Raw genomic sequence first — 20,532 nt, 5'->3', positions numbered from 1 at the left:
CGGGCGCCGCCGGGAACAGCAGCACCGCCGTCGAGAAGCACACCGTCCCGGGCGAGAAGCCGGCCATGCCCGCTGCCTACCAGGGCCTGGGCTACCACGAGCTGAACGCCATGCTGAACCTGTACGGCCCGAACGGGGAGATCCAGTTCGAAGCCGACCGGGAGGCTGCGCACCAGTACTTCCTGCAGCACGTGAACAACAACACCGTGTTCTTCCACGACCTCGAGGAAAAGCTCGACTACCTGGTGAAGAACGAGTACTACGAGCGGGAAACCCTCGACCAGTACACGATGAACTTCATCCGAGAGCTCTACAACCGCGCGTACAAGAAGAAGTTCCGCTTCGAGACCTTCCTGGGCGCGTTCAAGTTCTACACCTCCTACACGCTGAAGACGTTCGACGGAAAGCGCTTCCTGGAGCGCTACGAGGACCGCGTCTGCATGGTGGCCCTGCACCTGGCCCGCGGCGACGAGCAGCTCGCCACCCAGATGGTGGATGAGATCATCGAAGGCCGCTTCCAGCCGGCCACCCCGACGTTCCTGAACGCCGGCAAGAAGCAGCGCGGCGAGCTGGTCTCCTGCTTCCTGCTCCGGATCGAAGACAACATGGAGTCGATCGGACGCTCCATCAACTCCGCGCTGCAGCTCTCCAAGCGCGGCGGCGGCGTGGCGTTTGCCCTGACCAACATCCGTGAGGTCGGCGCGCCGATCAAGCAGATCGAGAACCAGTCCTCCGGCGTCATCCCCGTGATGAAGCTCCTCGAGGACAGCTTCTCCTACGCCAACCAGCTTGGTGCCCGCCAGGGTGCCGGTGCGGTGTACCTGCACGCGCACCACCCGGACATCTACCGGTTCCTGGACACCAAGCGCGAGAACGCGGATGAGAAGATCCGCATCAAGACCCTCTCCCTCGGCGTCGTGATCCCGGACATCACCTTCGAACTCGCCAAGAAGGACGAGGACATGTACCTGTTCTCGCCGTACGACGTCGAAAAGGTCTACGGCATGCCGTTCTCCGACGTCTCGGTCACCGAGAAGTACTACGAGATGGTGGACGATTCCCGGATCAAGAAGACCAAGATCAAGGCGCGCGAGTTCTTCCAGACCCTCGCCGAGATCCAGTTCGAATCCGGCTACCCGTACATCATGTTCGAGGACACCGTGAACCGGGAAAACCCGATCGACGGCAAGATCATCATGTCCAACCTGTGCTCCGAGATCCTCCAGGTCAGCCAGCCCACCACGTACCACGATGACCTGTCCTACGACACCACCGGCAAGGACATCTCCTGCAACCTGGGTTCGCTGAACATTGCCAAGGCCATGGACTCGCCGGACTTCGGCCTGACCATCGAGACCGCCATCCGCGCGCTTTCGGCCGTGTCCGACATGTCCAACATCACCTCGGTACCTTCGATCGCCCGCGGCAATGACCAGAGCCACGCGATCGGCCTGGGCCAGATGAACCTGCACGGCTACCTGGCCCGCGAGCGAGTGCACTATGGCTCCGAAGAGGGCATCGACTTCACGAACATCTACTTCTACTCGGTGGTGTTCCACGCGATCCGCGCCTCCAACCAGCTGGCCATCCGGACCGGCCAGACCTTCGGCGGGTTCGAGAAGTCCAAGTACGCAACCGGTGAGTTCTTCGACAAGTACACCGAGCAGGAATGGGTGCCGCAGACCGCCAAGGTTGCCGAGCTGTTCGCGCACATCCACATCCCCACCCAGGATGACTGGCGCGAGCTGAAGGCCTCCGTCATGGAGCACGGCATCTACAACCAGAACCTGCAGGCCGTCCCGCCGACCGGTTCGATCTCCTACATCAACAACTCCACCTCCTCGATCCACCCGGTGGCGTCCAAGATCGAGATCCGCAAGGAAGGCAAGCTGGGCCGCGTGTACTACCCGGCGCCGTACCTGACGAACGACAACCTGGAGTACTACCAGGACGCGTACGAGATCGGCTACGAGAAGATCATCGACACCTACGCCGCTGCCACCCAGCACGTGGACCAGGGCCTGTCCCTGACGCTGTTCTTCAAGGACACCGCCACCACGCGCGACATCAACAAGGCCCAGATCTACGCATGGCGCAAGGGCATCAAGACCATCTACTACATCCGTCTCCGCCAGCTCGCGCTGGAAGGAACTGAGGTGGACAACTGCGTCAGCTGCATGCTTTAATCTTCAACTAAATTGCGCGAGTACGACGGCGGGCGCCCGCCCGCCGTCGTACGCTTTAACTAGAGAACCAACCCAACTTTTTAGGGGATGACATGACCGAGAAGGTCAAGCTGCTTAGCCACGTCGAGGCGATCAACTGGAACCGCATCCAGGACGAGAAGGACGTGGATGTCTGGAACCGCCTCGTCAACAACTTCTGGCTGCCGGAGAAGATCCCGCTGTCCAACGACGTGCAGTCGTGGGCGACGCTGACCCCGGACGAGCAGCAGCTCACCATGCGCGTGTTCACCGGGCTGACTCTGCTGGACACCATTCAGGGCACCGTCGGTGCTGTGTCGCTGATCCCGGATGCGATCACCCCGCATGAAGAAGCTGTCTACACGAACATCGCGTTCATGGAATCCGTGCACGCGAAGAGCTACTCCTCCATCTTCTCCACGCTGGCCTCCACCAAGGAGATCGATGAGGCATTCCGCTGGTCCACCGAGAACGTGAACCTGCAGAAGAAGGCCCAGATCGTCATGGACTACTACCAGGGGGACGATCCCCTGAAGCGCAAGGTGGCCTCGACGCTGCTGGAGAGCTTCCTGTTCTACTCGGGCTTCTACCTGCCGATGTACTGGTCCTCACGGGCCAAGCTGACGAACACGGCCGACCTGATCCGCCTGATCATCCGTGACGAGGCCGTGCACGGCTACTACATCGGCTACAAGTTCCAGAAGGGCCTGGAAGGCCTGTCCGAGGAGCGCAAGCAGGAGATCAAGGACTACACGTTCGAACTGCTCTTCGAGCTGTACGAAAACGAGGTCCAGTACACGCATGATCTCTACGACTCCGTCGGCCTGGCCGAGGACGTCAAGAAGTTCCTGCACTACAACGCCAACAAGGCCCTGATGAACCTGGGCTACGAGGCCATGTTCCCGGCCTCCGTCACCGACGTGAACCCGGCGATCCTGTCGGCCCTGTCACCGAACGCAGACGAGAACCACGACTTCTTCTCCGGTTCGGGTTCGTCTTACGTGATTGGCAAGGCTGTCAATACTGAGGATGACGACTGGGACTTCTAGTCTCCGCTCGGACGGTTTCGGATGGAGCAGATGTACATCTAGTGCTAGCGGATGTACATTTGTTTCATGTCGACCATCAATATCACTGACGCGCGATCACACTTGCCGGAGCTCATCGAAAAGGCCGAATCGGAGCCGGTCTTCATTGAGCGCCGCGGACATCGGGCAGCAGTTCTAGTATCGCCAGAGCGATATGAGCAGATGCTTGATGCTTTGGAAGAAGTCGAGGACATTGCAGCATTCGATGCAGCAATGGCGGAAGAAGGCGAGAACATTCCCTGGGTACAAGTGAAGGCGGATCTGGGCTGGGCATGAGTCCCTTCCGGATTGAGCTGAGACCTGCGGCTATCCGCGCGCTCAAGAAGATTCATCCCGAGGACAAAGAACGCATGCAAGGTGCTATAGCGCTCCTCGGCCAAGACCCACGGCCGCCCAAGGCAATTGCCTTGAGCGGCCGTCCCGGTTATCGGGTCCGTGTCGGAGACTATCGGATCATCTACACGATCCAGGACGATGTGCTCTTGGTAGTGGTCGTCAACCTAGGGCATCGTCGGGATATTTACCAGAAGTGAGTTCCGGCGGCGTTCAGGCAAACGTCGCTATGCGGTAGCTCGGCGGTTGACGGGTGCGCGCTCCACCCCGCGGATGATCAGTTCGCCGGCGACGCCGAGGCCAATAAGGACCAGCAGGTTCCCGTTGCGCATGGAACTGCCGGCGATGTAGCTGTTCTGGGCGGCCTGCACAACGGCGATGTCGTTGGCATACCAGCCGTTGACAACCGTCTGCTGCGGGGCGCCCTTGGTCTCCCCGTTGTTCATGCTGTTCTTTAGATCGGCCGCCCTGAGTTCCGACTTCCAGTCGGACGGGCTGCTGCCACTGTGCAAGCCGGGGTTATTAGCCAACCAGGTGACGATCAGCAGCAACGCCAAAAGCGAGCCCAGGATGATCCGGGCGCCGTTGGCCGACCGGAGCTTCGCTAACTTCGGCCGCTTCGGTAGCGGTGCCGGTGCTGGTGCGTGGTTTGGCGCCGGCGGTACTTCAGGCCTGATGCCAGCATCAGGTGCTTCGTGAATAGTCATTTCCCCAGTTTTCATAGTGTTGATGCAACCGCCTGGTGACGGAAGATTCTTGGGTTAAGCACGCGCTTCGGCAAAACGCGGTGCCATGGACTCCATCTGCTCCATGACCAGCTTGATCGCCTCGGGCTGCTTGTCCGGCGGGTAGCCGAAGCGGACCAGGAGCCGCTTGATCGAGGACCGCAGCTTCGCCCGCACGTCATCGCGCACCGTCCAGTCGGTGCGCACGTCCCGCCGCATCACGGACACCAACTCGCGGGCGATGTCAGCCAGGACGCCCTCGCCCTGGACTTCGACGGCCGATTCATTCGACGCCACAGCGTCGTAAAACGCCAGCTCATCCGTATTCAGCGGGGGAGTGAACCGGGCTCCACGGTGCCCCTCCGCAGCAACCTCCCGGGCCAGCTCCACCAGCTCCGCAATGACCTCAGCGGACGTGAGCTGCTGGTTGGTGTACTTCTTCATCAGCTCGGTAATCCGCTCGGAGAACGCGCGCTGGCGGATCACGTTGTTGCGGGTCGTCTTCGCGGACTCGTCGGCGATGAGTTTCCGGAGCGCTTCGATGGCCAGCTGCGGATTCCGGGCCTGCTGGGTCTTCGCAATGAACTCCGGCGTCAGGTCATCCAGGGACGGCTTCGGCATGCCGGCGGCCTCGTAGATGTCCAGGACCTCCCCGGAGGACGTCGCAGTCGCGATCAGGTCCCCGAGCAGCCGCTGGATCTCCTCCGGCACCGGCTCGCCGCTGGCCTGCCGGTCGGCGGCGTCGAACTTGGCCATGTACACCCGGGTCTCCTCGTAAACCTGGATCTCGGGCCGCAGTTCCGCCAGGGTCTCGGACCCCGAGCAGAGCGCCCACGCCCGGGAGAGCTGGCTGGAGAACCGCCGGTACTTCGAGGCCAGCGTCTCCTCGCCTTCGGCCGGCTGGTTGCCCGGTGTCTCGGGGCTGCGCAGGTAGTTCGCCGCCCCCGTCGCCGCGGACACAAAGGCCTTCGGCCCGCCCTTCATCAAGACGGCCTTCCAGTCGTAGCCGGCAAGCAGCCCCCGCAGGGTCTCAACGAGACCGCGTGCAGCCACGACGGCCTCGTCAATGTTCCTACCCACCGGCTTGTTGGCGCGGTCGGACTGCGTGTATTCGCCCAGCGCCTTGGCCAGGTTCTCGGCCAGCGGGGCGTACGCCACCAGGAGCCCGTCCTCCTTGCCGCGGAAGGTGCGGTTCACCCGAGCCAGGGTCTGCATCAGCAGCGCGCCCTTGAGCGGCCGGTCCAGGTACAGGGTGTGCAGCGGCGGGGCGTCGAAGCCGGTGAGCATCATGTCCTTGACGATCACCAGTTCCAGTTCGTCGTCCACGTCCTTGAGCCGCTCCTTCACAGTGGCATTCAGGGAGTCGCGGCGCACGTGGACCGAGACCGGCGGCCCGTCGGACGCGGTCCCGGAATAAACTACCTTGATCTTGCCCTTGGCCAGGTCATCGGAATGCCAGTCCGGCCGCAGCTCGACGATCGCCGTGTAGAGCTTTGCGCAGATTTCCCGCGTTCCACCCACGATCATGGCCTTGCCGGGCGCCTCGATGAACTTCCCCATTCGGGCCCTGCGGTTCTCCCAGTGCGCCACCAGATCGGCGGCCAGGGCCGCGATACGCTGCGGCGCACCGTAGACGGCGTTGACGACGGCGACGCTCGCCTCGATGCGCGCCCGTTCGGTTTCGTCCAACCCGAGCGTGGCCTCGTCGGCCGCCTGGTCCAGGATTTCTTCGGTGACGTCCGAGGCCAGCCCCACTTTGATCAGCCGCGGCTCGAAGTACACCGGCACGGTGGCGCCGTCCTCCACTGCACGCGAGAGGTCGTAGATGTCGATGTATTCGCCGAACACGTCCTGGGTGTTGCGGTCATCGAACGAGATCGGCGTTCCGGTGAACGCAATCAAGGTGGCATGCGGCAGGGCGTCACGCAGGTGCCGGGCGTAGCCGTCCAGATCGTCATAGTGCGAGCGGTGCGCCTCGTCCACCACCACGATGATGTTGCGCCGCTCGGACAGCAGCGGGTGCTCGGCGCCGGCGTCCTTCTCCGACTTGCTGCGGCCAAATTTCTGCAGGGTGGTGAAGTAGATGCCGCCCGTGGTGCGGTTGCTCAATTCTTCCCGGAGCTCGGAGCGCTTCTTGATCTGCTTGGGGGACTCTGCCAAAAGGAGGCTCCGGCTGAACCCCTCGAACAGTTGCCCGTCGAGTTCGTTGCGGTCGGTGATGACGACGACGGTGGGGTTCTTCAGCTTGGGGTGCCGCGCCACCAGGTTGGCGTACAGCTCCATTTCCATGGATTTGCCCGAGCCCTGGGTGTGCCAGACGACACCGGCCTTGCCGTTGCTCTCCACCGCCTGAACGGTGCTGCCCACGGCCTTGGTCACGGCGAAGTACTGGTGAGGTTTCGCGATCCGCTTGCTCAGCCCGTCCGAGCCCTCATCAAACGCAGTGAAGTTGCGGGCCAGCTGCAGGAACCGCTCCTGGTTGTAGAGGCCCTGAAGTGCCGTCTCCAACGCCGTGACGGCTTCGCCGTCTTCCATGTACCCGGCGGCGACGGGGATGCCGTCGTCGTCGACGTTCCACGGTGAGAAGTGGTTCAGGGGAGTGAACGGCGTGCCGTACTTGGCCTGGATGCCGTCCGAGGCGAGCGTGAAGACGCAGAAGCGGAACGCCATGGGGAACTCGCGCAGGTAGGTCTGCAGCTGGGCGTGCGCGGAGGCGACGTCGGCGGTGGCGCTGCCGGCCTTCTTCAGTTCAATGACGCTCACCGGCATGCCGTTGCAGTAGAGCACGACGTCGAAGCGGCGTTTGTAGTCGCCCTGCACCAAGGTGACCTGGTTGACGGCGAGCCAGTCGTTCTGGTCCGGGTCGGCGCTGAGCAGGTGGATGGTGGGGTTGGCCTCGTTGCCGTCCGAGTCGATGTAGCTGAGCCGGTACCCGTCCACGAGGTAGTTGTGGATCCGGTGGTTTTCGGTAATGGCGTCCTGGGACTTGGGCGAGGCGATCTCGGCGAGTGCCTGCTGCAGGTACTGGGCCGGAACTGTGGGGTTGAACCGCTGCAGGGCCGCGAGCAGCCGGGGCCGGATGAGCAGCTCGTCCCAGGTATCCCGCTCGCCCCTTCCGGGCGCGATGTCCTGCCCGCTTGCCGGCCGCCATAGGAGCGGCTCGGCCAGACGGTCTAGCGCCATGCCTTCCCAGTCGGCTTCGGAAAAGGCTACGGCGGGTGCTGCTGTCACGGTGGTTCCCCCTGATGGACCGGATGTCATGCTGAAATGTTTGTGCAAATCCTGCGATGTCGGAGAGGCTGGCTCAGATCAGCTCGTCCGACTTCATACTCCCGCGTCCTCCAGCACTTTCTCGGCATCCTTGACGCGCAGCTTGCCGGACATGAGCTGCGGGAGGAGGGTGTCGCGGGTGGCGGCGAGACTGGCATTCTCAGTCACCGCTGCGGATACAGAATCGAGCAAAGGTTCGATCTTAGATTCCGTTTCGGATATCGAACCTGAATCGAATCTCGGGAACGCCAAATGATCAAAGGTTTTCATGGTGATCGTGTCGAATACCGAACCATGAGCGATTTCCTTGGCTCGCTCCGTGGCTCTAATGATTGCGAAGAACAGCACTCCCGGCGGAACGACTCCGGGGACGAATCCGTAGCAGGACTGATTGAACGATGCTGGGGCGGCCAAGCGTGCTACCGCCCCCACCGTTCCCCGGGCCGTCAGGATGACGCTGCCCTTGGGTAGTGGTTTGGCTTTGGTACTAGTCACGGCTAGATCCGTGATCTTTTCCACGGTGTCAGTTACGACTCCAAATTCTGCTCCGGTGATGTCCCTAGCTGAGGCCCAGCGCTGTTCACCGTCCCAGAAGTCACTGCGGGATCGTGGCGGTGTTCCGCCTAATACCGGCTGCAGCACTTGGCTCATTGGCTGCGACTCGATCTGGGCAGTAGCCTGGTCGTAGATCAGCCCGGCAAGGGTATTGGCTGTGTCGGCGAGTTTGGTGTTGGCGGCAATCTTGTCGTCGAGGGCGCCCAGCACCTCCGCAATCGCGGCTTGTTCGTGCAGCGGAGGAAGGGAAGTCTCGAATGAACCGATGCGTGACGGACTGGTGTGACGGACGGTGCTCCCCGACGCCGTTCCTAAGCCTTGATCCACCGATGAGGGTGGGATCGGGTCCGGCGTTTTAAACACGAAATGCCCGTCTTTCGGGGGAAAATTGGCTTACCACAGTCAAAATTTCCGTACCGGAAGAGGACATCTCGTAGATGCAAGTTTCCCATAAGCCGTCCGCGGTGTCAGTTTCCTTCGACGAGCCGAATCTCGTGTCGGCGGCTGGGCTGCTGCCGGTGATGACGCTGGCCCGTGACGCCGGCCTGAACGAGCTGGTCGATGAGTGGCTGACGGTCCCGACGGACAAGGGTGCGAACGCCGGGCTGAAGGTTGCGTCCCTGGTCGCCGGGATGGTCGCCGGCGCGGACTCGATTGATGACATGGCCGTGCTGCGCCACGGCGGGATGAAACGGCTCTTCACCGCCTGTTACGCGCCCTCCACGCTGGGCTCGTTCCTGCGCGCCTTCACGTTCGGGCACGTCCGGCAGCTGGACGCGGTCGCGTCGCGTTTCCTGACCAGCCTGGCATCCCGGGCCCCGCTGCTCGGGCGTCCCGGCCCGGAGGACTTCGTGTTCGTGGATGTCGATGACACGATCATCGAGGTCCACGGCTACGCCAAGCAGGGCTCCGGTTACGGGTACTCCGGGGTCCGCGGGCTGAACACCCTGCTGGCCATAGTCTCCACGAAAGACACCGCCCCGGTAATCGCCGCCCAGCGGCTGCGTAAGGGCGCGGCGAACTCGGCCCGCGGAGCCAAACGGCTGATCACCGACGCCCTGTCCACCCTCAAGCGCGTCCACGCCGGCGGGCGGGTGCTCTGCCGTTTCGATTCGGCCTTCTACGGCCATGCCGCGGTTTCCGCGGCCCTCGCCGGCGGAGCGGCCGTCTCGGTGACCGTGCGCATGGACCCGGCCATCAAACGCGCCATCGCCGGGATCCCTGAAACGGCATGGAAAACCATCGAATACACCGACGCGGTCTTCGACGAGACCACCAACACCTGGGTCTCAAAGGCCGAAGTCGCCGAGACCGCCTTCACCGCGTTCAGCTCACGCAAAAAGGCCGAGCAGATCGCCGGCCGCCTGGTCGTGCGCCGCATCCCCGAACTCAACACGAAAGCCAGCGACGGGCAGGAAACCCTGTTCGAAACCCACCGGCACCACGCCTTCTTCACCACCGTCCGCGCCGACGTCCTGGACACCGTCGCGGCGGACAAGATCCACCGGAAACACGCCATCATCGAGCAGGTCAACGCCGATCTGAAGGACAGCGCCCTGGCACATATGCCCTCAAGCGTTTTTGCCGCGAACTCGGCCTGGCTCGTTGCCGCGGTCATGGCCTACAACCTCACCCGTACCGCCGGGATCCTCGCCGCCGGGCCCTTCCGCAAAGCCCGGACCGGCACGGTCCGCCGCAAACTCATCCACGTCCCTGCCCGCATCGCCACCAGCGCCCGGAAAATCCGGCTTCACCTGCCCGAAGCCTGGCCCTGGCAAACACCATGGCAGGACCTGTTCGACCAGCTCTACCCGCCGCCGCAAGCCGCCTGACCCCCGTCCGCCCCGCCACACGGCGCAACCAGGACCACCAGTGGAACACCGAAGGGCAGCGAGGCCCGGCACCCCATCATGCCCTCAACCCCGCAAACCCGCCGAAACCGGATCCCGATCACCCACCCAGGCGGATCGGTGGATCAAGGCTAAGATGTGGGCGCGGTAACTACTCGTGCGGAGAAAGTAGCTTAAGAAGAGAGAATCAACGCATTCTGGGGCCACGATTTCAACCAGACCGACTCGCTGATTGTGGAGATAGTCACCCTCAGGGACCAACGCGGGAAGGCCTAGCGTGTCCCCCTCTTTACTAAGGTCCGTCATGCTGATGATCAGGTCGCCGGTGGAGAGCTTGTATTCGGCCGGGTACTCTCCTGCGTATGTCTTGGTCCTCGTCGTCTGGAATCCGCCTCCAATGGCGAAATTCCCCGGAGTTACCAGCGTTGGCAACGACGGGTCATCGCTGAAATCTGCACCCGAAAAGGCAAAGCCGTGTTTGACCCTTATGTATCTAGACAAGGGACGTGAATGTGCGTTAGACATCGACCCGCCCCAACTGCTCGCGTACAACCTGAGCTAACCGCTCGGACTCCTCGAACTGCGCAAATAATTCCTTCGACAGTCGGGCGATCTTGTCCTCGATCGGCTCGCCGTCGTCTTCCACATCCGCCGCCCCGACATACCGGCCAGGGGTCAGGGCATAGTCGGCAGCCTTGACCTCCGCGAGGCTGGCCGAATAGCAGAAGCCGGCTTCGTCGTCGTACGTCAGCCCTGCCTCCACCGCCGACGCGGTACCGCGCCAGGCGTGGTAGGTGTTGGCGATCTTGGCGATGTCCTCATCGGAGAGCGCACGCTCCGCGCGGTCCACCATGTGGCCGAGGTTGCGAGCGTCGATGAAGAGCACCTGCCCGGTGCGGTCCACGGAGCCGTTCTTACCGGCGGTCTTATCCTTGGCGAAGAACCAGGTGCAGACCGGGATGCCGGTGCTCCGGAACAGCTGGGTGGGCAGGGCGACCATGCAGGAGACGAGGTCCGCCTCCACCAGCTGGGCGCGGATCTCGCCCTCGCCGCCGGAGTTGGAGGACATGGAGCCGTTGGCCATGACCACGCCGGCGCTGCCGCCGGGAGCCAGCTTGGAGATGATGTGCTGGATCCAGGCGTAGTTGGCGTTGCCGGCCGGGGGGACGCCGTACTTCCAGCGGGGGTCGGATTCGGAGCGGGCCCAGTCCTTGATGTTGAACGGCGGGTTGGCCATGATGAAGTCCGCGCCGTTCGCCCCGCTCAGCTCCGGGTGCTGGTCGCGGGCGAAGGTGTCGCCCCAACGGGAGGCGAGGTTGGCGTTGAGGCCGTGGATGGCGAGGTTCATCTTGGCCATCCGCCAGGTGCGCTCGTTGAGTTCCTGGCCGTAGACGGAGATGTCCGAGCCCTCCATGTTGTGGGCCGCGAGGAACTTCTCGGCCTGGACGAACATGCCGCCGGAGCCGCAGCAGGGGTCGTAGACGCGGCCTCGGTGGGGTTCCAGAACCTCCACCAGGACGCGGACTACGCCGGCGGGGGTGTAGAACTCGCCGCCGCGCTTGCCCTCTGCCTTGGCGAACTTCTCCAGGAAGTACTCGTAGACCTCGCCGAGCAGGTCGCGGGCCTTGCTGGCGCCCTGGCCGGTGAACCGTGCCGAGTTGAACAGGTCCAGCAGTTCGCCGAGGCGGCGCTGGTCCACGTTGTCGCGGTTGTAGATGCGGGGGAGCGTGGCGGCCAGGGACTTGTTGTCCGCCATGATGAGGTCCATGGCTTCATCGATGAGCTGGCCGATCTGCTTGGGTGCGGCGCCGTCCATCGCCGGCAGGCCCTTGGCGTTCTCGGCGAGGTAGCCCCAGCGGGCCCGCTCCGAGACCCAGAACACGCCGCGGCCGGTGTACTCGTCCACGTCGTCGATCAGCTGGGCGATCTGCTCTTCATTGAGCCCGTCGGCCTCCAGCTCGGCCTGGATCTGCTGGCGGCGTTCTTCGAACGCGTCCGAGACGTACTTCAGGAACACCAGGCCCAGGATCACGTCCTTGTACTGCGAGGCATCCATGGAACCGCGCAGCTTGTCCGCGGCCTTCCAGAGGGTGTCCTTGAGTTCCTTCATGGTGGACGGGGCGGCGTTGGCCGTGGCCTTCGTCTTCGTCTTCGGGGGCATTACTGAGTTCCTTCGGTCTGTGGTTCGGCGAGCTTAGTGCTGGGGTCTGTCAGGGTGAGGCTTCCGCCCGCTACGCCGTCCGTAATCAGGGTAGCCAGTTCCTCGAGGCGTTTGAGGCGTTCGCGGGTCATCTCCTGCCCGTGTTGCAGCCGGGCGAGCGTCGCGGCGAGCTGCGTGCGCTGGGCGTCCGAGACCCGGCGCAGCCGCCACTGGCGCCAGGCCTTGTCCGCCGCGGGGAGCGCGTTGATGTCCGCGGCGACGACGTCGGACAGCAGCCCGCCGGGGTCACCGGCGTCGATCCGCAGCACACGGGCCGGGAAGACGACGGCGGAACCGCCGTCGCGGTCCACCTGCGCCGCGGGGCGGGGGCTGGTACAGAAGACGACGTCGCCCGGTTCGGTGAGCCGACCTGAAGGGTTGTTCGCGGCAAACTCGAGGAGACCGAGATAGCGCGGCGCGGCGTACGGGTCCAGGAGATCCTCGACGCCAAGGAGCCTGGTGCCCTCCGGCTCGGTCACGGCAGCCTCCGACACCCGGTTGCCTTGGATGTACCGCAGGTTGCCTGCGCGGATGAGCTCCTCTACCTTGACGGCGCCAGCGGGCGCTGGGAATGCCACCGTTTGCACCGCCAGCCCGGCTCCGGCGGGCCCGGCCTCCCCGGTAACTAGCAACTCATCGACCCTGAGAGCCGTTTCCGCACCGGCCCTGGCGCGCGACGTTGTCGGGGCGGCTGCCGCCACGAGAGATCCCTTGCCGGCCAGCAGAACGCGGGTGGGAACAAGCCGTGCGAAGCGGAAGGAATGCGCGCGGAGGGTCCAACGGTTGCCCATCGAGGCGACGACGTCGCTGACCAGGTCCTGGCTGACGCTCCGCGTCAGCTGCCAGGTGCTCAGATCCGCCACCATGGTCCAGCGGTCCACGATGGGGACCTCGGCGAAGGACGGTCCGAGGATCCAGAGGGCCTGCAGCTCGCGGGGTTTCGCCTTGATCAGGCCCTGCGGCAGAACGACGACGGCACGGACCCGGCCCGAGCGCAGCAAATCAGCCCGCAGGGCACCAGGTGTTCCGGACAACGGATCGGACAGCAGCCGGGCGGGCGCGATGATCACCGCGCGCTGGGCGTCGTCCATTTGGAGCACCACGTTTTCGATGCCCGACAGGATGTCCTCGGCTGTTGCCTCGGGGTTTCCGGGGGAGGGGTATTGCGCCACGTGAACGGCGGGACCTGAGACGGCGAGGCCGTCCGCGCGGTTGGTGCTGATGGACCCCGCGTCCACGCCGTGCACGGCGAGCCGCCGCCGCAGCAAGCGGGCGGGCGCGCCGTCGTCGTCCGTGATCAGGACGGACACTGCGGAAGCATCGGTAAATTGTTCGAGGATGGCGACCAGGAGATCCCCGCCGCCGGGTGTCGGATCGACAAAGACCGGACGGCCATCCAAAGTTGCGGCCAGCGCCCTGGCGGCAGCGGCAACCAACGACAGCGCCGGAGCTGCCAGGGCGGTGTCCGTGTGCTCACGCAGGCCGGTCCGGAAACGGTCGGCCAGGAGCAGCTCGAAACCTGCGGCAGGGCTGTACGCGCTGTCAGCCAGCCGGTCCGCATGGCTGGCCAGCGCCGGCAACTCGTCGCCGAGGGCCTCCAGCTCCGAGTAGAGCAATCGGTCATCCGGGTCGTATTCATCGGCAAGGTCCAGCAGCTGGTCGAAGCCGAGGCCGGCCAGTTGCCGGCCAGTCAGTACTTTCAACGTCAGGAGCGACGTCAAGGCGTTGAAGGCCTGCCGCTGGTTCTGTGCTGCGGGGGCGGCAAAGGCGGCGGCGTCATCCCGGGCCTCTCTGTTGTTGCCGCGTCCGGTCACGTCGAGCCAGGCGCCAACTTGGTCGGCGTCGAAGAGTTCGCGGCCGCCCTCCAGGGCTGCCGGCGCCGGAAATGGGTGCGCCGACCCGGCGCTGCGCTTGCGCCACATGGAGACGACGGGCCGCTGCACCCGGGCCAGGCTGGCTACGTCGGACATGGTCAGGCGCAGTGCTGCGTTTGTTGCTTCCATCGTTCCCCCAATTGCGCCGGTACAGAGTTCAGCCTAGCCGCTGCATCGGGTCCGGCTCGTGATGTGCTGATAACGGGGGTTATCACCGTTCGTACACGTTGAAGAGCGACTTGGCGCCTAGCTTCGGTTCTGCAGCTACGGCGGAAACCCGCGGAGCTGCGGCGGCGGCGGGGAACCACGCATTGGGGGACCGGTATCCCGTCGCCGCTCAGCCCATCCACTCGTAGAGGACGAAACATGTTGAACACCGATACCAGCGCTGCCGGCGTCGAGGCACCCGCGGCAGAACGGCCTCCGCGCCGGGGAGGAAAGCGAGTCCTGCTGGCGGTAGCCGCCGTCGCGCTGCTGGCTGGAGCTACCGTTTTTGGTTCGAGCCTGCCCGACCCGAAGGCCAGCGAGGCGTATGCGGCGTTGGCGGGGGAGAAGGCGTCCGTGGAGTCCCAGCGCGACTCGGCGAAGTCCGATTATTCCGGGCTAAAGACGAAGTACAGCGCCTTGGAGAACGGCATGGCGGCGCGTGAGTCCAAGGTGGCCGCCCGCGAATCCGCCGTCAGCGCGGCCGAGGCGGCCACCAAGACGGCCGAAGCCGCGGTCAAGAAGCGCGAGGAGGCCATGACCGGCGCCGAGAAGACCAAGGCAGCACACACGATCAGTGACGGCACTTGGACGGTTGGCAAGGACATCGAACCCGGCACCTACCGGGCGGCAGCCGACGTCGGCTCCTCCTGCTACTGGGGCATCTACGCCACCGGCAGCAACGGCAGCAACATCATCGAGAATGACCTTCCCGGCGGCGGCAGGCCCGCTGTGGCGCTGTCCGGCGGACAGGACTTCAAGTCCAGTCGGTGCGGCAAATGGGAAAAGCAGTAACAAGCGCACGGCAACATTCACTCACCCAAGAAAGGCATCAACTCATGAGCCAGCAGTACCCTCAGGCGCCCGAAGCCAAGACTGTCTCCGTCCAGCCACGTCCGTTCTTCAAGAAGAAGCGGTTCCTCATCCCTGCCGGTGTCCTGGCCCTGTGCATCGCCCTGGGGTCGTGCTCCGGCGGCTCCAAACAAGCGAGCGACGCCGCTCCCGCCAGCCCGCCGTCGGCCGCCGCGGTCGCTCCTCCTGCAACATCGGCAGCGGCAGTGCCGGCCGCCGCGCCGGCCGCACCGCCCGCGGCTCCGGCTGCCCCCGCCGTCGGCGTTCCCTTTAGCGTCAAGATGGGCAACGGCAACGTCGCGAAAATCACGATCGTCTCTGCCGTGCGAACGGACGCTGTCACCACTACGGCCTTCGCCACTGCGCCAAAGGCCGGAAGCTACCTGCTCCTGGACGTGCTGTGGGAAACGGAGACGGGTAAGACCAGCTCCAACCCGTTCTACTTCTCGGCCAAGGACGCAAACGGGCGCAAGGCCGACCTGAATCTCTTTGCGGACAACCAGCTGGGCTCCGGCGACGTGCTGCCGGGGGACAAGAGTCGCGGGTTCATCGCTTTCGACATCGCCCCCGGTGCTTCGACCGTAATGATCTCCACCCCGTTGATGCAGGAAGGCGCCCGGATCCAGATTCCCTAAGTAGCGGCAGCGGGTTGGCGTGTTCACGCCGCAGCGCTCTCCGTCAGCTTTTACAGTTCAACTGTTCACTTTTTGCATTGTTCCATTGGGGGATTCCTTGAGCATCAACGACAAACAAGCTTTGCAGTACGGGCAGATGCCCGCCGACCGGGGCGTTATGGCGACGGCGGGCATCGGCGCTGCACCCGGCGTCCAGATCTACCAGTTCCGCGGTGGCGCTGCCTCATGGTTTGGCACCCAGATCCTGGGCGTCCTGATCACCGTCTGCACTCTGGGCATCTGCTACCCGTTCGCCGTCGTCCTAGTTGAACGGTGGCGCGCTAAGAACACTTACCTCCACGGCCGGCAGCTTCTGTTCGTGGGGACGGGATGGGCATCTTCGGCCTCTGGATCAAATGGCTGCTGTTGTGCATCATCACCGTCGGCATCTACACCTTCTGGGTCTACCCTCGACTGATGCAGTGGAAGGTCGAAAAGACCGTCTACGCATAAGCAATCTGCCCCGGACCGCTGCTCTTGGGCGCTTAGGTTTCCCGGGCCGGGGTTGCCGCCCCTTCGCCAGCCTCAGCGTGGTGGTGCCTCCGATGTTCGTGACCGACTAAGTGGACCGTGCCTCCGGCAACGTTCCCCAGTACGTTAGCAAGGCCGTCACGGTCAACTTCCCTGCCCTGACCGCTCGAGTCGTAGACGTAAAGCGTGGTGGGACCGACGACGGTCAGAATCTCGAAGTAAATGCCGGCCGCCGTGATTGAAAGATCGAGGTCGACGTCGTTGGTTCCGCCAAAGTCTGTCATGACGATCTCCGCGACTTGCAGGCCGCTGTTCCCATCGACGAAGTAAATCGAAGGTGCATCGGACCAGAAGCGGAGGATATGCGTGTCCGGACTGCTGCTGAGGTCTTTGTAGTGCTGCCCTCTATCGACCCACGGTATCCCGCACCAGTTAGCGGGGTATTGGTGCGGGCCTGGGAAATCGTGCCACCTTCCGTCGTCGAGAAGCGTGTTCCCGACCTGGCCGTTGTGTATCGCATCGACTGAACGGAACCAGAAGGTAAGGGTGGTGTCGTTGTAAAACTGTTGGATCCATGCGATGGCCATGGCTGCTGCCTCCTCAGAGCGTTTCGCGAACATGACTTGTCGCGGCGCCCAGCCCGCCGTCAATGGCTTCTACCCGTATGACCAAATGGCCTGATCCGGACGACAGTCGGATATTCATATCCGTCCGTGAATGGCATTTTCCGCGCCCGGTCCGTCGGCGTCAATGGTCCGAAGACCCCGGGAGGAAAGGCCCGATCGCCGGACTCGCCCAGAGACCTGTGAGCAAAATCTGCCGTTCATGGGACGGTGAGCGATCGGCAGCTGACCGCCAACGTGGATCGAGCGCGCACGCCAGCTCCACAGACGCCGCGGAGGCCTGGAACTTTTCAACCCGGGCGGCGAGGCGGTGCCACACCACAGCGTCCACGAAGAACGGCCGACCCAGTCGGGCTCCTCATCATCGGCAATTGCGTTAACGAGAAGCCGCGCGGCGTGTCCGGCCAGTGGCCGGCTGGCGGCCACCGGGGCCGGCGAAATGGACCTGGCCAACGCGATCTTCGAGGTGGGCACGAAGGTTTGTACCCCTGAGCTGCCAGGTTGTGACCCCACATCACCTGGTCAGGCGAGCCAGCGCCGCCAGCGTGAGGGCTCCGGTTCCGGCATCGGTTCCGGCTCTGGCTCCTCGCCCAGGGCCAGCGCGGCCTCGACGATGTCGTCCGCGGTGAGCGTCATGACGGCCTCACGGTCGAGTGCGTCGAGACTTTGTTCCTCGTCGAGCGACAGCCGCAGCGCCTGGCGGTTGAGCGCCTGCTCAAACAACGTGCGGGCGAACCGTGCGTTGCCGGAGTCCTCACCCGCGTGGAGCCCGGCCAGGATGCGGCGCAGCATTTGGTTGGCACCTGGCTCCAGCGTGTACTCGTGCTGGGCCAGCATCTGGTGGAAGATCGTCTGGAGTGCGTCGACGGAGTAGTCCGGGAACGTGATCTCGCGGGCGAACCGGGAGCGCAGTCCGGGGTTCGAGAGCAAGAAGGACTCCATCAGCCGCGGGTACCCGGCCACGATCACGACCAGGCGGTGCCGGTGGTCCTCCATCCGCTTGAGCAGGACCTCGATCGCCTCGGGGCCGAAGTCCATCCGGCCGTCCTCCGGGGCCAGCGCGTAGGCCTCGTCGATGAACAGGACGCCGTCCAGCGCACGCCTGATCACCCGGTCCGTCTTGATGGCGGTCGCGCCAACGTATTGCCCCACCAGGCCCGAACGGTCGACCTCGACCAGGTGGCCTTTTTGCAGCAGTCCGACGGCGCGGTACATCTCGGCCAGGAGCCGCGCCACGGTGGTCTTGCCCGTGCCCGGGTTTCCGAGGAACACCAGGTGCTGTGATGTGGCCACCTCCGGCAGACCGTGCGCCTTACGGCGGGCCTGGACCTGGAGCAGTGCGACGAGGCCCCGTACCTGTTCCTTCACAGTCTCCAGTCCGACCAGCGCGTCGAGCTCGGCCTGCACCTCGGACAGCGGCCGGCCCGGCCCGGGCCTGGCACCGATGAGATCGCCGACCAGGTCGTCGACGCGCTCCGAACCGGGCAGCTTGAGCTGATCGGTCAGATGTCCGATGAGTTCGCGCAGGTCGTCGAGCGGATTGCGGCTGGCAGCCATGCATCCACTGTAGTACTCGATTCCCGCCAACACTTCGGGGGCTGTCGCCCCACCACACTTCATATCCTCTAGTCGGCAACCGAGGCCTCTGGTTTTTCGTTCTCCCTAGGAAGCGAGGCAATGTCGAACAGGGCGCGGCGCAGCTCGCGGTAGCGCTCGGCGCCCAGGGCTTCGGACCAGCGTGCTTCGGTGTCCGCGATGATCTGCAAGGACAACCCGACGGCGGCGCTCCCGGTGGGCGTCAGTGTCACAACCTTGGCACGTTTGTCCGCCGGGTCGGCGGCGAGGCTTACGTAGCCCTCGCGTTGAAGGTAATTCATGAATTGGCCAATGCCGGCTTTGGTGATGGCGGCGCGCTCGGCCAACTCGGTGAGGCGCAGTCCTTCGGGGGGGATCAACGACATCACGCGATAGTGGGAAGGCCTAAGGCCCGGGAGCGACCTGGGCTTGATGGCCGACCTCAAACTGCCGAAGGCGCCGGCCAGGAGGTCGGCAATGTGCGGCATGGGTTCAGTTGCCGCACCCTCATTGACTTCGATCATAAAGTGACTTTACCATTGCTTTAGTAAAGCTGGTTTACCGCTTGTGGTTGGCCGGCGGTACTTCCAACCTTCGAAGGGGCGCGCCATGATGGCTGCCATGCTCGAAAACCTGAACATCTTGGGTACCGCGTCGGTGCCTGCCGGTGAGCTGGCGGCCATCGCAGCCGCCGCACTGCAGGATCCGTTGGCGGAGTTGCAGTCAGCCAGCGCCACGGCGATCAACTCTCCGATGTTCAACATGACCACCGGCGGCCTCTGGCGCGTCGAAGGCACCGCTCGGACCCGAGACGGCGCCGGTGGCCCGGCGCGGGTCGCAGGATTCAGCAGTGTCGTGAAGCTGGTGCAGTCCCCGCTGTTGTGGAGCGGCATCGGGCAGGTTCCGCCGAGCTTCCGGGACGAACTGGTGCGGCGGTATCCGTGGCGCACCGAAGCAGAGGTCTATGCCTCTGAACTGGCGGAGGCTATGCCCGCAGGCGGCCGACTTCCCAACATCTACCTCATTGACGAACTGGATGAGCAGCGCACCGCAATCTGGATGGAGGACATCCCCGAGTGGCCCGAAGCTGAGTGGACCGACGACCGGTTCCGGGACGCCGCGACGCTGCTCGGCAGACTTGCCGGAAGCAGCGCGGTTCGGGACCTGGGCCCCGGTATCTCCGAGGCAAGGGACGCGGAACGGCTGAGGTTCTATCTGAACAGTGTTGGCGCCTTGGTCTTCATACCGGGCATCCGCGGCCAGGACCTGTGGAAGGTTCCGGCTGTGGACGAGGCCGCGGATCCGCACCTGATCGCCGGACTTCGCGCCCTCACCGACCGGGCCCCTGAACTGCTCGAAGAGATCCTTTCCCTTCCGGCGTTCCCGGCGCACGGCGACGCGAGCCCGCAGAACCTCCTGATCGAAGGCAACGGAGGTGGCCCGGGCGGATCGACCAGCTTCGTGGTCATTGACTGGGGGCTCTATGGAGGTGTCTGCGCCGGGTTCGATCTGGGCCAGCTGCTGGCCGGCTGGGTCTACCTGGGCGCCATGGCAGGCAACGAACTCTACCGGCTGGAACCCCTGTGCCTCCAGGCCTACTGCGAAGGCCTGGCCGATGGCCGTCCGGACATCGCGGAGTCAATCGTGCGTCGGGGCCACGCGGCCTCCATGGCCATCTTCGCCGGGCTGCAGGCGATTCCCAGCCAGCGCCTGGCGGAACCTGACTCGGAGGATCTGCGCGCCCTCGTGGCCGGACGCATGGAGATGGCCCGCTTCGTGCTGGACCTGCTTGCCTCCACCGACTGACGTCCCAGCCGGCGCTCCGGCGCCCGCCACAACATTGTGAGCGGCCCGTCCCTGTGGCCGCTGTCAGGGCCCGGCCCGTAACTCGCACGACTCGGCTCGCAATGAAACGAAGACCCACATGAAACGCATCGCCCTGCTCCGCCTGGCCCCGCACCTCAAATGCAGCATCGGCCTCGTCATCCAGCCGCAGGATCCAATCCAGCCGCAGCATCTCACCCTGACCGCCGC

General features: G+C 64.4%; 17 protein-coding genes and 1 pseudogene. 10 read left to right on the top strand and 8 right to left on the bottom strand.

Annotation, left to right across the window (positions count from 1 at the left end):
- Positions 1-65 precede the first annotated feature (65 nt).
- The 4 genes from nrdE (at position 66) to AC3ANP_RS15350 (ending at position 3,825) form a co-directional block, all read left to right on the top strand.
- Positions 66-2,186, top strand: coding sequence for a class 1b ribonucleoside-diphosphate reductase subunit alpha (gene nrdE, locus AC3ANP_RS15365; protein ID WP_488333082.1), 2,121 nt, complete (start codon positions 66-68; stop codon positions 2,184-2,186).
- 92 nt (positions 2,187-2,278) lie between these two features.
- A complete protein-coding gene (gene nrdF, locus AC3ANP_RS15360) occupies positions 2,279-3,253 on the top strand; it encodes a class 1b ribonucleoside-diphosphate reductase subunit beta (protein ID WP_232082446.1) in 975 nt (324 codons plus the stop codon).
- Between the two features lie 66 nt (positions 3,254-3,319).
- Positions 3,320-3,568 carry a type II toxin-antitoxin system Phd/YefM family antitoxin gene (locus AC3ANP_RS15355; protein ID WP_142037365.1) on the top strand — a complete coding sequence of 83 codons (249 nt, stop codon included), beginning with the start codon at positions 3,320-3,322 and terminating at the stop codon, positions 3,566-3,568.
- Positions 3,565-3,825, top strand: a complete 261-nt coding sequence (locus AC3ANP_RS15350) for a type II toxin-antitoxin system RelE family toxin (RefSeq protein WP_488331004.1) — start codon at positions 3,565-3,567, stop codon at positions 3,823-3,825. Before AC3ANP_RS15355 ends, AC3ANP_RS15350 begins: the two co-directional genes overlap by 4 nt.
- 27 nt (positions 3,826-3,852) lie before the next feature.
- Here the strand turns inward: AC3ANP_RS15350 and AC3ANP_RS15345 are convergent, their stop codons facing one another.
- The 3 genes from AC3ANP_RS15345 to AC3ANP_RS15335 form a co-directional block, all read right to left on the bottom strand.
- Positions 3,853-4,332: a hypothetical protein gene (locus tag AC3ANP_RS15345; RefSeq protein WP_488331003.1), complete on the bottom strand. Its 480-nt coding sequence runs from the start codon at positions 4,330-4,332 to the stop codon at positions 3,853-3,855.
- 54 nt (positions 4,333-4,386) lie between these two features.
- Positions 4,387-7,611: a type I restriction endonuclease subunit R gene (locus AC3ANP_RS15340; RefSeq protein WP_488331002.1), complete on the bottom strand. Its 3,225-nt coding sequence runs from the start codon at positions 7,609-7,611 to the stop codon at positions 4,387-4,389.
- 63 nt (positions 7,612-7,674) lie between these two features.
- The gene (locus AC3ANP_RS15335) at positions 7,675-8,538 is read right to left on the bottom strand and encodes a restriction endonuclease subunit S (protein WP_488331001.1); all 864 of its coding nucleotides are present in this window, start codon (positions 8,536-8,538) and stop codon (positions 7,675-7,677) included.
- A 74-nt stretch (positions 8,539-8,612) separates the two neighbouring features.
- Here AC3ANP_RS15335 and AC3ANP_RS15330 point away from each other — a divergent pair, with 74 nt between their 5' ends.
- On the top strand, positions 8,613-10,007 hold the full coding sequence (locus AC3ANP_RS15330; protein WP_488329978.1) for an IS1380 family transposase: 1,395 nt from the start codon (positions 8,613-8,615) through the stop codon (positions 10,005-10,007).
- Between the two features lie 535 nt (positions 10,008-10,542).
- Here the strand turns inward: AC3ANP_RS15330 and AC3ANP_RS15325 are convergent.
- Positions 10,543-12,186, bottom strand: coding sequence for a class I SAM-dependent DNA methyltransferase (locus AC3ANP_RS15325; protein WP_488331000.1), 1,644 nt, complete (start codon positions 12,184-12,186; stop codon positions 10,543-10,545).
- Positions 12,186-14,228: a hypothetical protein gene (locus AC3ANP_RS15320; RefSeq protein ID WP_488330999.1), complete on the bottom strand. Its 2,043-nt coding sequence runs from the start codon at positions 14,226-14,228 to the stop codon at positions 12,186-12,188. Before AC3ANP_RS15320 ends, AC3ANP_RS15325 begins: the two co-directional genes overlap by 1 nt.
- Positions 14,229-14,465: 237 nt before the next feature.
- Between AC3ANP_RS15320 and AC3ANP_RS15315 the strand changes: the two genes are divergently transcribed.
- The 4 genes and pseudogenes from AC3ANP_RS15315 to AC3ANP_RS15300 all read left to right on the top strand — a co-directional run bounded on the left by AC3ANP_RS15315 (position 14,466) and on the right by AC3ANP_RS15300 (position 16,282).
- Positions 14,466-15,098 carry an Rv1352/Rv1906c domain-containing protein gene (locus AC3ANP_RS15315; protein WP_488330998.1) on the top strand — a complete coding sequence of 211 codons (633 nt, stop codon included), beginning with the start codon at positions 14,466-14,468 and terminating at the stop codon, positions 15,096-15,098.
- A gap of 44 nt (positions 15,099-15,142) precedes the next feature.
- Positions 15,143-15,790 (top strand): DUF4352 domain-containing protein, encoded by a 648-nt coding sequence (locus tag AC3ANP_RS15310; protein ID WP_488330997.1) that lies wholly within the window; start codon positions 15,143-15,145, stop codon positions 15,788-15,790.
- Positions 15,791-15,926: 136 nt separating this feature from the next.
- Positions 15,927-16,106, top strand: a pseudogene (locus AC3ANP_RS15305) (DUF898 family protein); the annotation flags it as partial.
- 53 nt (positions 16,107-16,159) lie between these two features.
- Complete coding sequence (locus tag AC3ANP_RS15300) at positions 16,160-16,282, top strand: hypothetical protein (protein ID WP_488330996.1); 123 nt, start codon at positions 16,160-16,162, stop codon at positions 16,280-16,282.
- A 32-nt stretch (positions 16,283-16,314) separates the two neighbouring features.
- On the opposite strand, the gene AC3ANP_RS15295 is transcribed toward AC3ANP_RS15300, so the two are convergent.
- The 3 genes from AC3ANP_RS15295 to AC3ANP_RS15285 all read right to left on the bottom strand — a co-directional run bounded on the left by AC3ANP_RS15295 (position 16,315) and on the right by AC3ANP_RS15285 (position 18,884).
- Positions 16,315-16,887 (bottom strand): hypothetical protein, encoded by a 573-nt coding sequence (locus AC3ANP_RS15295; RefSeq protein WP_488330995.1) that lies wholly within the window; start codon positions 16,885-16,887, stop codon positions 16,315-16,317.
- A 558-nt stretch (positions 16,888-17,445) separates the two neighbouring features.
- Positions 17,446-18,480 carry an AAA family ATPase gene (locus AC3ANP_RS15290; protein ID WP_488330994.1) on the bottom strand — a complete coding sequence of 345 codons (1,035 nt, stop codon included), beginning with the start codon at positions 18,478-18,480 and terminating at the stop codon, positions 17,446-17,448.
- 68 nt (positions 18,481-18,548) lie between these two features.
- Positions 18,549-18,884 (bottom strand): MarR family winged helix-turn-helix transcriptional regulator, encoded by a 336-nt coding sequence (locus AC3ANP_RS15285; RefSeq protein WP_488330993.1) that lies wholly within the window; start codon positions 18,882-18,884, stop codon positions 18,549-18,551.
- Between the two features lie 223 nt (positions 18,885-19,107).
- Here AC3ANP_RS15285 and AC3ANP_RS15280 point away from each other — a divergent pair, with 223 nt between their 5' ends.
- Positions 19,108-20,304, top strand: coding sequence for a phosphotransferase (locus AC3ANP_RS15280; protein WP_488330992.1), 1,197 nt, complete (start codon positions 19,108-19,110; stop codon positions 20,302-20,304).
- Positions 20,305-20,532 lie beyond the last annotated feature (228 nt).

The sequence above is a fragment of the Arthrobacter sp. JB02-1C genome, assembly GCF_057748045.1.
Note: the sequence above shows the minus strand (reverse complement) of the source record. Positions and strands in the feature narration are given on the sequence as shown.